Source organism: Hydrogenophaga palleronii NBRC 102513, assembly GCF_001571225.1.
Classification (GTDB): Bacteria; Pseudomonadota; Gammaproteobacteria; order Burkholderiales; family Burkholderiaceae_C; genus Hydrogenophaga; species Hydrogenophaga palleronii.
On sequence record NZ_BCTJ01000009.1, the window covers coordinates 38,416 to 52,344 of the forward strand.

The window sequence follows — 13,929 nt, forward strand, 5'->3', positions numbered from 1 at the left end:
CTCACCACTGCCCACTCTCCATCCGGATCGCCACCTCGCAGTCGTCGAAGATCTCCAGCTTGGCAATCTTCACGCGCACGCCGATCACGCCGGGCAGTTGCATCAGGCGGCGCGTGAGTTTGCCGATCAGGCTCTCCAGCAGGTTCACGTGTTCGGCGGTGCACTCGTCGATGATGATCTGGCGCACTTTGCGGTAGTCGAGCACGTGGCCGATGTCGTCGTCGTGTGGCAGCAGCGGCTGGGTGCCCTGGTTGAGTTCGGCGTCAACCTGGATCGGCTGCGGGCTCGATTTCTCGTGATCGAGGATGCCGAGGTTGGCGTCGAAACGCAGGCCCGTAAGGGTGAGGATCTGCTGGCCTTGCTGCGGGGCGGTGTCGGAGGTATTGGTCATTGTTTTGTACCCGGGGTGTCGGACCGGAACCGGAACACTTCGACCCCGACGGCCTCGCAATCAGGGTAGACATCGGGTTTGCTGGTGGACAGGCGCACCGCCTGGACATCCGGGTGCTGCAGCAGCCGCTGCACCAGGTCGTCGCACAGCGTTTCCTGCAGGCCGATGGGGCCCTGGCCGATGCGCTCGGCCACCACGGCGCGGACGAAGTCGTAGTCCACCACTTCGTCCAGGCGGTCCGTGCTCGGCGTCGATCGGGCGTAAGGCACATAGAGCTCCACGTCGATCCAGATGCGTTGCGCGCCGGTCTTCTCGAAATCGTGCACGCCGATCTGCACCCACACCTCGTGCCGGCGCAGGAACAGCTTGCGGCAGGTGCGCATCAGGTCTTGCATGTCAGCGGGGGCGGTGGTCACGCTCGGACTCCTTGAACAGTTCATCGACGACAAACATCACATCGCGCTCCAGCGGCACGAGGTGCTGGCCATTGTCGACACAGAGGGTGGTGCCGGTCACGGAGGGATTGCCCGCCAGGAACAGGCAGGCCTGCGCGACGTCGGCCGGGCGGATCGGCTTGCGCAGCAGGTTGATCCGGCTGGCGCGTTCGAAGTTCTCCGGGTCCTGCGGGCCGCTCAGGTACATGAGGCCGGGTGCGACGCCGCACACGCGGACCCGGGGCGCCAGCGCCTGCGCCTGCAGGGCCACGACGCGCTCCAGCGCCAGCTTGGAGGTGGTGTAGGAAAAATAGTCCGGGTTCAGGTTGTAGACCTTCTGGTCGAGCACATGGACCACGCAGGCGTCGGTGCTGCTGCCAGCCGCGTGCTGCCGGGCGAGTTCGCGCCCGAGCAACAGCGGTGCGATGAGGTTGACCTCCAGCAGCGCCCTGGCGCGCTCGGGGTCGAATGCGGCGCCGGTGTCGGGTTCGAACTGGGAGGCGTTGTTGAGCACCGCACGCAGCGGGCCGCTTCGGCGCTCGACCTCGTCCATCATCGCCAGCACCTCGTCCTGCTGCGCCAGATCCGCCTGCACGGTTTCGACAGACAGGCCTGCCTGTCGCAATTCCGCACGCAGGCGCTCGGCATGATCGCTGGAGTGGTGGTAGTGGCACCAAACCTCCCAGCCCGCGTGCGCGAAGGCCCGCACCAGTTCGGCGCCCAGGCGCTGCGCGCCACCCGTCACAAGTACCCGGTCAGCCATGGGGGGACGCCGCCTCCAGCAAACCGCGAACGAAGAACGACAGATCCTGCGCAAAGTAAAGGCGATGGGCGGGGCTCAGCAGAAAATCCTCGTGCAGGACCTTGATGAACACGCAGCCTTTGCGGCCGGTGCCGGCCTCGGTCTGGATCAGGGGGTTGAGCACATAACCCTCCCGCTCGGCGCCCACCAGGCAGGAGTGAAGTCCGGGATGGTTCTCGAACACGGCTCTTGCATTGTTGTCAGCCGGCGGTGTGGGCGCCCAGAACACGAGGTTGACCTTGCGCACATTGAGTTCGAGCCGGAAGTGCAAGGTGGCCGGTGGTGGCGCGTCGGACGGCATGGACACCGTGTAGTCGGTGATGAAGCCTCGGGACTGGTGTTCGATGCGCGCGTTCGCCAGCGCACCCGGCCCCGCCAGCGGTGCCAGGTTTTCCTGCAGTGCCTTGGGCACTTCCTTCTCCAGCAGCAGGGAGGTGAGCTGGCGCAGCTTGCGCGAGCCGCCGTCCCCGAACACCAGGGCAATCACGATCAGGCCCAGCGGAAGCCCCACGGTCAGGATCGACACGGCCGCGGCGATGGCCTCCTTGTCGCGCGCCAGCATGCCACTCACCAGCAGGCCCAGTGCGTTGGCCAGGGTGAGCAGCATAATGGCCGCGAGGCCCAGCTTGGCCCATCCTGGCAGCGCCAGCATTTTCAGCCAGCGAATGAGGTCGCTGGACGTCCGCAAACCTTCTTCACTCATGGTGCCAGTTTCCCTTTCAGACCCAGCGGTGGATGACCTGCCCGGGATTATCCGACACCACATCGCGCAGCACGGCGGCTGGTTGCCGTTTGACCGCTTCATGGCGATCGCGCTCTACGAACCCGGCCTGGGTTACTACGCCAACGCACGCGCCAAGTTCGGCCAGCTGGCGAAAGACGGCAGCGATTTCGTCACCGCACCCGAACTCACACCGCTGTTTGGCCAGACGCTGGCGCGCCAGGTGGCGCAGGCCCTCGCCGCCAGCGGCACCGACGAGGTGTGGGAGTTCGGTGCCGGCACCGGCGCGCTCGCGCTGCAGGTGATCGAGGCGCTGGACGCGCTCGGCCAGCCGCTGCGCCGCTACACCATCGTTGATTTGTCGGGCAGCCTGCGCGAGCGCCAGCGCGCCACACTGGGCGCCCACGCCGAGCGTGTGCACTGGGCCGATGCCCTGCCGGATACGCTGCATGGCGTGGTACTCGGCAACGAGGTGCTCGACGCGATGCCGGTGCGCCTGCTGGCGCGCGTGGGCGGTGTGTGGCACGAGCGCGGCGTGGCGCTGGACGCGGCGGGCGCCCTGGCCTGGGCCGACCGCGCCACCGAGGCACGGCCGCCGCTCGAGGTGGATGGCGAGCACGACTACGTCACCGAAATTCACCCGCAGGGCGAGGCCTTCGTGCGCACCCTGGCCGACCGCCTGCAACGCGGCGCCGCCTTCCTGCTCGATTACGGCTTCCCTGAGGCCGAGTACTACCACCCGCAGCGCGCCATGGGCACGCTGATCTGCCACCGCCAGCACCGCAGCGACAGCGATCCGCTGAGCGACCTGGGCGAGAAGGACATCACCGCCCACGTGAACTTCACCGGCATCGCCCTGGCCGCGCAGGACGCCGGCCTGGACGTGCTGGGCTACACCAGCCAGGGCCGCTTCCTCATCAACTGCGGCCTGCTCGACGTGGCGCAACACGCCGATGTGCGGCAGAACGCGATGATGCAGAAGCTGGTGAACGAGCACGAGATGGGCGAGTTGTTCAAGGTCATCGCGCTCGCGCCCGCCGGCACCGGCGCGGCCTGGCTGCCGCTGGGTTTTGCCGCGGGCGACCGCACGCACAGGCTCTGACCATGATCCGCTGGATGATCGTCATCTTCCTGGCCCTGCTGCTCATCAGCTGGTTCACGCCGCTGCTGCGCAAGCTGGGCTTCGGCAAGCTGCCGGGCGATTTCCGCTTCACCGCCTTCGGCCGCGAGTGGTTCCTGCCCTTCGCCACCACCGTCGTGCTGAGCATGCTGGCCAGCCTGATCGGTTACCTGGTCTGAGCCGGCTTGAAATCGGCCGCAGCGCAGGCATCTTGCTGAAATGACCACCGATCCCCTGCACATCGTCTGCCCGCACTGCCACACCACCAACCGCGTGGCGCGCGATGCCCTGGGCCAGGCGCCCGATTGCGGCAAATGCCACCGCCCCCTCTTCGACGGCCACCCGGCCGCGCTCGACGCGGATGCGTTCGAAAAACACGTGGCCCGTTCGCAGATCCCGGTGCTGGTGGATTTCTGGGCGCCGTGGTGCGGGCCCTGCCGCAGCATGGCGCCGCAGTTCGAGGCGGCAGCACGTGAGCTGGAGCCGCAGATGCGGCTGGCCAAGCTGAACACCGAAGAAGCCCAGGCGCTGGCGGCGCGGCTGCAGATCCGCAGCATTCCCACGCTGGCGCTGTTCGTGGGGGGCCGCGAGGTGGCGCGCCAGCCCGGCGCCATGGGCGCGGCCGACATCGTGCGCTGGGCGCGCGCGCACCTGCCGCGGGCCTGAGTTCGGCCCGTTGGCTTCGGCCCGTTGGCGGTCGAAGATTTCACCGCAATAGGCGCTATCGTTGAGGCTCCTCGGGCCTTCCTCTTTTCAGCATGTCTTCATCTTCGAACACAGGCCGTCTGTTGGCCGATGTCGGTGGCACCAATGCGCGGCTGGCCTGGCAAGCCGGGCCCGGTGCCGCCATCGAACACATCCAGGTGCTGCCGGTGGCCGACCACCCCAGCCTGCAGGCGGCGATCCGCGTGTACCTGGACGGCCTGGGCCGCCAGCCGGCGCTGGCGGCCATCGCCATGGCCAACCCGGTCACCGGTGACCGGGTCACCATGACCAACCACAACTGGACGTTCTCGCAGGCCGCCCTGCGCGACGAACTCGGCCTGCGCACGCTGCGCGTGCTCAACGACTTCACCGCGCTGGCGCTGGCGCTGCCGCATCTGCCGGCAGAAGACCTGCGGCAGGTGGGCGGTGGTGCGGCCGTGGCGGGTGCGGCGCTGGGCCTGCTCGGGGCCGGCACCGGCCTGGGCGTGTCGGGCCTGCTGCCCGATGGCGCGGGCGGCTGGGTGCCGATTGCCGGCGAAGGTGGCCACGTGACGCTGCCCGCTGCCAATCCGCGCGAACGCATGCTGATGGACGTGCTGGTGCAGCGCCATGGCCACGCCTCGGCCGAGCGCGTGACCAGCGGCATGGGCCTGCTGGAGACCTGCCAGATCCTGTGCCTGGCCGACGGTGTGGACGACAGCGCCTTCACCAGCGCCGCCACCGTGACCGAGGCCGCACTGGCCGGCACGCACGCTCAGGCGGTGGAGGCCTTGCAGATCTTCTGCGGCGTGCTGGGCTCGGTGGCCGGCAACCTGGCGCTCACGCTCGGTGCGCGCGGTGGTGTGTACGTCGGTGGTGGCGTGGTGCCGCGCCTGGGCACCTGGTTCGACCGTTCGCCCTTCCGCGAGCGTTTCGACGCCAAGGGCCGCTTCGAGGGATACCAGAGCAGCATCCCGGTCTGGGTGATCACCGCGCCGCAATCGCCGGCGCTGCTGGGCGCGGCCTGCGCGCTCGACACGCGCCCCTGAGTCCTCAGTCGGCCTGTGCGGCCGGCGCCGTGGCCTGCTGCTGGGTGATGGTGAACGGTGCCGCCTTGCCCTCGCGGTCCTGCCCGGCGTACACCATGAGGTGCGGCACCGGGATCTGGATGCCCTTGGCATCGAAGGCCGACTTCAGGCGGCGCAGGTATTCGCGCTTGATGCCCCACTGCTCGATCGGCAGGGTGCGCAGGCGGCAGCGGATGATGACGGCCGACTCGGCCCAGCTGTCCACACCGGCGATCTCCAGGTCGCCCAGGATGCGCGGCGCAAACGCCGGGTCGCTGCGCAGTTGTGCGGCGACGTCGCGCATCACTTCCATCACTTCTTCGACGTTCTCGCGCAGCGCCACGCGCACGTCCACCACCGCGTTGCTGAAGTCTCGCGTCATGTTGATCACGGTGCTGATGTAGCCGTTGGGCACGTAGTGCACGTTGCCGTCGTAGTCGCGCAGCTGCACGTAGCGGAGCGTGACCTGTTCCACCACACCCGAGTGCTCGCTGAGCTTGACCACGTCACCCTGGCGGATCTGGTTCTCCAGCAGCAGGAAGAAGCCGGTCACGTAGTCCTTCACCAGACTCTGTGCACCAAAGCCGACCGCCAGGCCGACGACACCGGCCGCACCCAGGATGGGCGCCACCGACACCCCGATCTCGGCCAGCACCAGCATGCCCGCCACCAGGCTCACCACCACCGTGATGAGGTAACGGAACACCTGGTCCAGCGTCTGGGCGCGCTTGGCGGCTTCGCGGTCGTCCATGCGGTCGGAGATGCGTGTGCGCAGGGTGCGCATTGCGCGCCGCGTCACGCCCACCACCAGCCAGGCCAGCGCGATGATGACCACGATGCGCAGCATGGCGGTGGCCGCGCCGCCCAGGCTGATCCACCAGCGGCTGGCGATGTCGATGAAGTTGTCGGTCATGGGTGTCTGTCCTCCGGAACGTGAAAGAAAAAATGCAAGGCGGGCGCCGGCCTGGCGGCCGGCGCCCGCTGTGGATGGGGGTCAGGCGGTGGGAATGGCCTTGAGGGCGGCCAGGAAACGTTCGCGCCACCAGTGCACGTCCTGCTCGCGGATGCCCTGCAGCAGCGCCTGGTGGCGGCGCTGCCGTTCGGCCAGCGGCATCTGCAGCGCGCGCTGCAAGGTCTCGGCGGTGCGTGTGGTGTCGTAGGGGTTGACCAGCAGCGCTTCCTTCATCTGCTCGGCCGCGCCAGCAAAACGCGAGAGCACCAGCACGCCCGGGTCTTCCGGGTCTTGCGCGGCGATGAACTCCTTGGCCACCAGGTTCATGCCGTCGCGCAAGGGCGTCACCAGCGCGACGCTGGCCGCACGGTACAGGCCGGGCAGGCGCCTGCGCGCCACGTTGCGGTGGATGTAGCGCACCGGCATCCAGTCGAGCTCGCCGAAGTCGCCATTGATGGAGCCGCACAGGCTCTCCAGTTCCTGGCGCAGCGAGGCATAGGCATCCACCGATTCGCGGCTGGGCGCGGCGATCTGGATCAGGGTGGCGCTGCCCAGGTTCTCCGGGTAGGCGCGCAGCAGCTGGCGAAAGCTCTTGAGCCGCTGCGGCAGGCCCTTGGAGTAGTCCATGCGCTCCACGCCCAGCAGCAGGCGGCGGCGCGAGTACTCGCGCCGCATCTGCTCGTGCATGTCCAACGCGTCGCGGCCCTGGCCGAGCGCGGCGAACTCGTCGACGTCGATGCCGATCGGGAAACTCTGCACCTGCAGCGTCTTGCCGAAAGCGCGGAACTCGTGTTCGCCCAGGATGTCGGCCGGGGTCTCGGTGTTGACGTAACGCGCGAAGTGCGACACGTCGGCCTCGCTCTGGAAGCCCACCAGGTCGTAGGCGAACAACGAGCGCATCAGCCAGTCGTGCTCCGGCACGGCGGCCAGCATCAGCGGAGGCGGCAGCGGGATGTGCAGGAAGAAACCCATGCGCTGCTGGCAGCCCATGGCGCGCAGCTCGGCGGCCAGCGGGATCAGGTGGTAGTCGTGCACCCAGATGATGTCGTCGGGCCGCAGCAGGGCTTTGAGCTTGTGCGCGAACATCTGGTTCACGCGCCGGTAGCCGCCGATGTAGCCGGCGTCGAAATCGGCCAGGTCGAGCCGGTAGTGGAACACCGGCCACAACACGCCGTTGCTGTAGCCCAGGTAGTAGCTGTCGTGGTCCTCGCGGCTCAGGTCCACCGTGGCCAGGCGCACACCGCCGGCGGTCTGCAGGTGCAGATCGCTTTCGCCCGGCGTGCCGTCTTCCACCACCTTGCCGCTCCAGCCGAACCACAGTCCGCCGGAGGCCTCAAGCGCCTGGCCCAGCGCCACCGCCAGCCCGCCCGAGGCCGGCTTGCGCGGGTCGGCGATGCGATTGGAGACGACGACCAGGCGGCTCATGCGCTCTCGCTCCCGCCAGCGGCTACCTGCGTTGGCCTGCCGGGCGCCGATCCAGGGACACCGTGGAACCGGCTTTGCCGGGCCGTTGGTGTCGCCCCTTGAGGGGGAAGCGCCAACGGCGCTGCGGAGTGGGTCATATCACGCTGTCCCAACTGGCCGAGAGCCGCACGGCCGCGTTGATGATGCCCACCATCGAATAGGTCTGCGGGAAGTTGCCCCACATCTCGCCGGTGGTGGCGTGCGTGTCTTCCGACAGCATGCCCAGCGGGTTGCGTGCGGCCAGCATGGTCTCGAAGATGGCGCGTGCCTCGTCCACGCGGCCGATGCGCGCGAGCGCGTCGATGCGCCAGAAGGTGCAGATGTTGAACGCCACCTCGGGCTTGCCGAAATCGTCGGCCGCTTCGTAGCGCCGCATGAAGGGGCCGTCGCAGAGGTGTTTCTCCAGCGCATCGAGCGTGGCGATGAAGCGTGGGTCTTTCGGGTCGATCAGGCCGACCTCGGCCATCAGCAGCACGCTGGCGTCCAGGTCGTGGCCACCGAAGCTCTCGGCGAAGGCCTGGCGCTTCTCGCTCCAGGATTCGCGCAGGATGCGCTCGCGCATGGTATCGGCGCGGTCGGCCCACAGCTCGGCGCGCCCCGGCAGCTCCAGCGTACGCGCGATCTTGGCCAGGCGGTCGCAGGCGGCCCAGCACATCAGCACCGAGCTGGTGTGCACACGCGCCCGGGTGCGCAGCTCCCACATGCCGGCGTCGGGCTGGTCGTGGATGAGCATGGCGCGTTCGCCCACCGCTTCGAGTTTTTCGAACTCGGCCAGGCCGGCCTGGCGCAGCAGGCGCTTGTCGTGGAAGGCCTGGGCGGCGGCCAGCACGATGTTGCCGTACACGTCGTGCTGGAAGTGTTCCTGCGCCTGGTTGCCCACGCGCACCGGCCCCATGCCGCGATAGCCGGACAGGGTGTCGCAGATGCGCTCGGGCAGTTCGCGTTCGAGGCCGATGCCGTGCAGCGGCTGGATGTGGCCACCGCCCGCGCCCACCACCACGTTGGACAGCCAGCGCAGGTAGTCCTCCATGGTGCCGACCTCGGACAGGCTGTTGAGCGCGCGCACCACGAAGAAGGCGTCGCGCAACCAGCAGTAGCGATAGTCCCAGTTGCGCTGGCTGCCCGGCGACTCGGGGATGCTGGTGGTCATCGCCGCGATGATGGCGCCGGTGTCTTCGTAGAGCGAGAGCTTGAGCGTGATGGCCGCGCGGATCACCGCCTCCTGCCACTCCAGCGGAATCGCCAGGCGCCGGCTCCAGTTGCGCCAGTAGGCGATGGTCTCCTGCTCGAAGTGGCGCGCCGTGTCGCCGATGCCGCTGTCCAGCGTTTCGTCCGGGCCGAAGATGAAGTTGTGCTCGCGCATCAGCAGGAAGGGCGCGCGCGAGAGCACGTGGCTGATGGACGCATCGGTGTGCAGGCGCAGCGTCTGCCCGTCGCCGACGTAACGGATGTGGTTGCTGCCCGAGGTGATGGTGGGCGCCGACCGGCCCCAGTCGAAACGCGGCAGCAGGCTCACGCGGATGCGTGGCGCGCCTTTGAGCGGGCGCACGCGGCGCACCAGTTGCGTGGGCCTGAAGTAACGCCCGCGCGAGAGGAAACGCGGCGCGAAGTCGGTGATGGACAGGCCGTTGCCGTCGTGGTCCCAGAGCTCGGTGATCAGCACCGCGGTGTTGGGCTCGTAACGCTGGGTGGCTTCTGCCAGGCCTTCGATCTCGATGGCGAAGGCGCCCTGTTCGGCGTCGTCACCGCCGAGCAGGGCGTGGAACACCGGGTCGCCGTCGAAGCGTGGCAGGCAGCTCCAGACCACGCGGCCGTGCGGATCGATCAAGGCACTGAAGGAACAGTTGCCGACCATGCCGAGCGACAGGGAGGCCGGGGCGGGCGGGGCGAAACCGGGGTTGCTCATGGTGTGGTGCTGGGGATGGCAAAAGCGTCGCCCAACCAGTGGCGCAAGGCGGCGGGGTTGGGACAGCGGTGGCGCGCGCGGCTGGCGCCCTCGCCAACCTTGATGCCCTGGCCACCCAGGCGCTGCACCACGTCGAAGCCGGCCTCGTCGGTCACGTCGTCGCCGGCAAACACCGGCACGCGTCCGGCGAACGGGGCTTCGCGCATGAAGGCTTCGATGGCGGTGCCTTTGCTGATGCCGATGGACTTCACCTCCACCACCGCCTTGCCACGCAGCAGCTGCAGGCCGGGCTGGTTGGCGATGGCGCGCGACAGCGTGTCCACGCACAACGTTTCCAGCGTGGGCGCCAGCCGGTAGTGCAGGGCGATGGAGGTCTGTTTGCGTTCCAGCAGCAGGCCACCATGGCGCGACACCAGGTGCTCGGCGGCGGCGATGGCGCGCGCCAGCCCGTTGGGGCGCATGGCGGCCGCGCCGCCCTGCAGGGACAGGCGCACGGCGCCGTGCTCGAAGGCGCCGGGCCAGGGCCAGGGCGAGACCAGCATCGACTCGAGGTCGTCCAGCGCGCGCCCGGTGATCAGCGCCAGCGCGCCGCCCAGGTGCTCGTGCAGCCGGTGCAGCAGGGGCACCAGTTGGGGGTCTATCGCCACGGCGTCGGGCCGTGGGGCCAGATCGGCGAGCGTGCCATCGAAGTCCAGAAACAGCGCGGACCGGTCGCTCAACAGTCTAGGAAGGAGGGTGCTCATCAGCCCCTACCGTAACAGCCCTCGGACCCGCATGGGGTGATAAATCGTTTAACCGACCCTGCGGGTGAGAGACTGCGGCGCCACTTGACGGCCAGGGCACATGCTCAATCGCCAGCGTCGGCGCGGCCTGTGGCGGCGCTCAGGCCATCGTGCACCGCGGCCACGCGCGCCTGGTGGATGCGCCCACCCACGGCCGCACCGGCCAGGCCCTCGGCCTGCGCCAGCGCGGCCACCGCGGCGGTGTCGACGGCCTGCGCCCACTGCAGTGCCTGCGCCAGCCGCGCGCGCTGCGGGTAGGGCTGCTCGTGCAGGCCGAGGCGGCCGCGCGCGTCGCACTCGCAGGCCAGCAGCACCTCTTGAAAGCGGTGTGGCTTGCGCAGCGCGTCGCAGCGTTCCAGCAGGCGCACCAGCGCGGCGGCCGACAGGTCGCCGCTGCGGTGGATGTTGCCGTGCTCGCGCGCCACCACGTCGGCCAGCTCGCGGCAGTCGGTCGGCACCCGCAGGCGTTCGCACACGCCCTTGAGCAGGCGCGCGCTGCGCTCCTCGTGGCCGATGTGGCGCGGCAACACGTCGGCGGGCGTCGTGCCCTTGCCGAGGTCGTGGCACAGGCAGGCGAAGCGCACGGTGAGTGGTGCATCCAGGCGCGCGCTCATGTCCAGCACCATCATCAGGTGAATGCCGGTGTCGATCTCGGGGTGGTAGTCGGCGCGCTGCGGCACGCCCCAGAGGCGGTCCACCTCGGGCAACAGGCGTTCGAGCGCACCGCAATCGCGCAGCACCTCCAGCATGCGGCTCGGGCGCTGCTCCATCAGGCCACGTGCGAGTTCCTGCCAGACACGCTCGGCCACCAGGTGGTCCACCTCACCGTCGTCCACCATGCGCCGCATCAGCGCCAGGGTGTCGGGCGCCACCGAAAAATCGGGGAAGCGCGCGGCAAAACGCGCCAGCCGCAGGATGCGCACCGGGTCTTCGGCAAAGGCGCCGGTGACGTGGCGCAGCACGCGCGCCTGCAGGTCCTGCTGGCCGTGGTGCGGGTCGATCACGGGTGCCTGGGCAGGGTCGTCCGCGTGTTCAGTGGCCACCGCCATGGCGTTGATGGTGAGGTCGCGCCGCGAGAGGTCGTCTTCCAGCGTGACGCCGGGCGCGGTGTGGAAGGCAAAGCCGTGGTACCCCGGCGCGGTCTTGCGTTCGGTGCGCGCAAGCGCGTATTCCTCGCGCGTCTGCGGGTGCAGGAAGACCGGGAAGTCGCGTCCGACTGGCAGGAAACCCGCATCGGCCATGGCCTCGGGCGTGGCGCCCACCACCACCCAGTCGCGGTCCGTGTGTGCGGCGGGCGGTGTGGCGGCGGCACGCGCCATCAGCGCGTCGCGCACGGCGCCGCCCACGAGATAGATTTTCATGGCGCCAGTTTAGGCCTTGCGCCGGCGCCAGGCCGGCGGGGCTTCAGCGGCCCAGGCGGTAGGGTTCGTCGAAGTCGATGAAGTCGTGTTCTGCCCGGGCCTCGTCGATCCAGGCCTTCACGCCCGGCAGGGCCAGCACCCGCGCCACGTAGGCGGCGAGGTCGGCCGGCACCGGCAGTTCGTAGGTGACCAGGCGCGAGCAGACCGGCGCGAAGTAGGCGTCGGCGATGCTGAACTCACCGAACAGCAGGGCGCCGGCGGGTTGTGCGGCCAGCAGCTCGCTCCACAGGCCGCACAGGCGCGCCACGTCGGCGCGCACCTCGGCCTTGTCGCGCCAGACCAGGCGGCCGATCTCGGGCAGCGAGGCTTCGATGTTCATCGGGCAGTGGTTGCGCAGGGCGGAGAAACCGCTGTGTATCTCGGCGCAGACGCTGCGGGCGCGGGCGCGTGCCTTCACGTCCTGCGGCCACAACCGGTGCTCAGGGAAACGTTCGGCGAGGTACTCGGCAATGGCCAGGGTGTCCCAGACCGCCAGGCCGTCGTCCACCAGCACCGGCACCTTGCCCAACGGGTTCACGGTGCGCAGCTTTTTCTTGAAGACCGAGTTGGTGTCGAAGGAGTCGAAGCGCACCATCACTTCCTCAAACGGGATGCCGGCCTGCTTCAGCAGCACCCAGGGCCGCATGGACCAGGATGAGTAGTTCTTGTTGCCGATGTAGAGCTGCAATGCCATGGAAAACCTCCGCTGAAGAAGCCGCCATGGTAGGGCGTTGTCGGCCGCTGATTGATGCCAAAACACCGCGCGATTCATTCGCCGTGCCGGGCCCGCGCCGTGGCCCCGGGGTGCTAGCTATTTAGGCGTATTTTTCGAGAATGCGGGTCGAGCGCTCGACCTCGCGAAAAATGCTCAGTTCGGCGTCCGACACCGACACCGCTTCCATCATCTCGCAGGCCATCATGCGGTAGAAGGCGCGGTCCATGGCCTTGCGTGCTGCGGCCATCTGCTGGGCCACGTCTTCACAGCCTCTGCCACTCTCCACCATGTCGATCAGGCCACGCACCTGGCCCTCGATGCGCTTGAGCCGATTGACCACATCGCGCTGGTGTTCCGAGTGGTAGGCAGAGCCCGATGTGTTCGAGACGGGCTTGCGGTTCGGGGACTTGCGGGCTGAGGCTGGCATGGGTGGCTTGTAGTTGAAAGGTATTCAATTCTGGCAACCGGGCGAGTGTGCCAAAAAAATACCCCTACAGGGGATACCGCCGGAAGAAAAGGGGACTAGCGGGGGATTAGCGCCCGGCGCCGTGCCGGTAATCCAACAACTGGCTGCGCCCGCCGCGCTGGCCCAGGTAGGTGGGGGCCACGCTGTGCACGCTGGTCGGCTGGATGCCGAGTGCGGTCAGGCCGGGCCACTGTTGCGTGGCCAGGTTGTCGCTGGCCAGGGAGTCCAGGTTGTCGCGGCTCATCAGCGGTTCGCCGGGCAGCCACTCCATCACACCGGCCTGCAGGCGGGCCAGGGCCGCGGGCAGGGCCCACACCGGGCGCTGCTGGCTGCCGTAGCGCCCGGCGATGCGCGCCAGTTCGGCCAGGGTCAGCACGTCGGGGCCGGTGCATTCGAAGGTCTGGCCCACGCTGCTGGCCGGCAGACCGCGGTCGCGCAGGCTGGCCACCACCGCGTTGGCCACGTCTTCCACCCACACCGGTTGCAGGCGCGTGTGTGCGCCGGCCAGCGGCAGCAGCGGCAGGACGGCCTGCAGGCGCGCGAACAGGTTGAGGAAACGGTCGCCGCTGCCGAACACCACGCCCGGGCGCAGGATGGTCAGGTCCAGGCCTGCACCACGCAGCACTTCTTCACCGCGCGCCTTGCTGCGCTGGTAACGGGAAGCACCGTCCAGGCCCACGCCGAGTGCGCTCACGTGCACCACGCGGCGCACGCCGTCGGCGGCGCAGGCTTCGGCCAGCGACAGCGGCAGCTCCACGTGCACGCGTTCGAAATCGTCTTCACTGCCGTGCAGGATGGCCACCAGGTTGACCACCGCGTCGTGGCCGTCCAGCAGCGACAGCAGCTGGCCCGGGTCGTGGACGTCGGCTTCCAGCACCGTCACGCGTGGCAGGTGCTGCACGCGCGCGGCGTTGATGGCGCGGCGCGTGGGCACCGTGATGCCCCAACCTTGGCGGTGCAGTTTTTCGCAGACGTGGCGTCCGATGAAGCCGGTGCCGCCGAGGACGAGGACGTTTTTCATGGGG

General features: G+C 68.8%; 16 protein-coding genes. 4 read left to right on the top strand and 12 right to left on the bottom strand.

The features are described 5' to 3' along the window. Position 1: 1 nt before the first annotated feature. From HPA01S_RS08590 to HPA01S_RS08605, 4 genes are read right to left on the bottom strand one after another with little or no spacing between them, the layout of a single operon-like run. Entirely contained in the window at positions 2–391 is a 390-nt protein-coding gene (locus HPA01S_RS08590) for a dihydroneopterin aldolase (protein ID WP_066268855.1), read from the bottom strand. Next, complete coding sequence (locus tag HPA01S_RS08595) at positions 388–786, bottom strand: dihydroneopterin aldolase (protein WP_066269109.1); 399 nt, start codon at positions 784–786, stop codon at positions 388–390. The genes HPA01S_RS08590 and HPA01S_RS08595 overlap by 4 nt, the downstream gene beginning before the upstream one ends. Position 787: 1 nt before the next feature. Next, a complete protein-coding gene (locus HPA01S_RS08600; RefSeq protein ID WP_066268857.1) occupies positions 788–1,588 on the bottom strand; it encodes an SDR family oxidoreductase in 801 nt (266 codons plus the stop codon). Beyond that, positions 1,581–2,330, bottom strand: coding sequence for a hypothetical protein (locus tag HPA01S_RS08605; RefSeq protein WP_066268861.1), 750 nt, complete (start codon positions 2,328–2,330; stop codon positions 1,581–1,583). The genes HPA01S_RS08600 and HPA01S_RS08605 overlap by 8 nt, the downstream gene beginning before the upstream one ends. On the opposite strand from HPA01S_RS08605, the gene HPA01S_RS08610 reads away from it, so the two are divergent. The 4 genes from HPA01S_RS08610 to HPA01S_RS08625 all read left to right on the top strand — a co-directional run bounded on the left by HPA01S_RS08610 (position 2,329) and on the right by HPA01S_RS08625 (position 5,201). Next, positions 2,329–3,450: a class I SAM-dependent methyltransferase gene (locus HPA01S_RS08610; RefSeq protein ID WP_066268864.1), complete on the top strand. Its 1,122-nt coding sequence runs from the start codon at positions 2,329–2,331 to the stop codon at positions 3,448–3,450. The two genes, HPA01S_RS08605 and HPA01S_RS08610, sit on opposite strands and share 2 nt — an antisense overlap. A gap of 2 nt (positions 3,451–3,452) precedes the next feature. After that, entirely contained in the window at positions 3,453–3,647 is a 195-nt protein-coding gene (locus HPA01S_RS08615; RefSeq protein WP_066268866.1) for a DUF2905 domain-containing protein, read from the top strand. Between the two features lie 40 nt (positions 3,648–3,687). Continuing rightward, positions 3,688–4,134, top strand: a complete 447-nt coding sequence (trxC, locus tag HPA01S_RS08620; RefSeq protein WP_066268868.1) for a thioredoxin TrxC — start codon at positions 3,688–3,690, stop codon at positions 4,132–4,134. Between the two features lie 92 nt (positions 4,135–4,226). After that, complete coding sequence (locus HPA01S_RS08625) at positions 4,227–5,201, top strand: glucokinase (RefSeq protein ID WP_066268871.1); 975 nt, start codon at positions 4,227–4,229, stop codon at positions 5,199–5,201. A gap of 4 nt (positions 5,202–5,205) precedes the next feature. On the opposite strand, the gene HPA01S_RS08630 is transcribed toward HPA01S_RS08625, so the two are convergent. The 8 genes from HPA01S_RS08630 to HPA01S_RS08665 all read right to left on the bottom strand — a co-directional run bounded on the left by HPA01S_RS08630 (position 5,206) and on the right by HPA01S_RS08665 (position 13,925). After that, the gene (locus tag HPA01S_RS08630) at positions 5,206–6,132 is read right to left on the bottom strand and encodes a mechanosensitive ion channel family protein (RefSeq protein WP_066268874.1); all 927 of its coding nucleotides are present in this window, start codon (positions 6,130–6,132) and stop codon (positions 5,206–5,208) included. A gap of 81 nt (positions 6,133–6,213) precedes the next feature. Further along, the gene (gene otsA / locus HPA01S_RS08635) at positions 6,214–7,596 is read right to left on the bottom strand and encodes an alpha,alpha-trehalose-phosphate synthase (UDP-forming) (RefSeq protein WP_066268878.1); all 1,383 of its coding nucleotides are present in this window, start codon (positions 7,594–7,596) and stop codon (positions 6,214–6,216) included. A gap of 133 nt (positions 7,597–7,729) precedes the next feature. After that, complete coding sequence (locus tag HPA01S_RS08640; RefSeq protein WP_066268880.1) at positions 7,730–9,541, bottom strand: glycoside hydrolase family 15 protein; 1,812 nt, start codon at positions 9,539–9,541, stop codon at positions 7,730–7,732. Then, positions 9,538–10,284 (bottom strand): trehalose-phosphatase, encoded by a 747-nt coding sequence (gene otsB / locus HPA01S_RS08645; RefSeq protein ID WP_066268882.1) that lies wholly within the window; start codon positions 10,282–10,284, stop codon positions 9,538–9,540. The genes HPA01S_RS08640 and otsB overlap by 4 nt, the downstream gene beginning before the upstream one ends. 104 nt (positions 10,285–10,388) lie before the next feature. Next, positions 10,389–11,684: a multifunctional CCA addition/repair protein gene (locus tag HPA01S_RS08650; RefSeq protein WP_066268884.1), complete on the bottom strand. Its 1,296-nt coding sequence runs from the start codon at positions 11,682–11,684 to the stop codon at positions 10,389–10,391. Between the two features lie 43 nt (positions 11,685–11,727). After that, positions 11,728–12,417: a glutathione S-transferase family protein gene (locus HPA01S_RS08655; protein WP_066268887.1), complete on the bottom strand. Its 690-nt coding sequence runs from the start codon at positions 12,415–12,417 to the stop codon at positions 11,728–11,730. A gap of 121 nt (positions 12,418–12,538) precedes the next feature. Continuing rightward, positions 12,539–12,865 carry a metal-sensitive transcriptional regulator gene (locus HPA01S_RS08660; protein WP_066268890.1) on the bottom strand — a complete coding sequence of 109 codons (327 nt, stop codon included), beginning with the start codon at positions 12,863–12,865 and terminating at the stop codon, positions 12,539–12,541. A gap of 106 nt (positions 12,866–12,971) precedes the next feature. After that, on the bottom strand, positions 12,972–13,925 hold the full coding sequence (locus tag HPA01S_RS08665; RefSeq protein WP_066268891.1) for a complex I NDUFA9 subunit family protein: 954 nt from the start codon (positions 13,923–13,925) through the stop codon (positions 12,972–12,974). Positions 13,926–13,929: the final 4 nt, after the last annotated feature.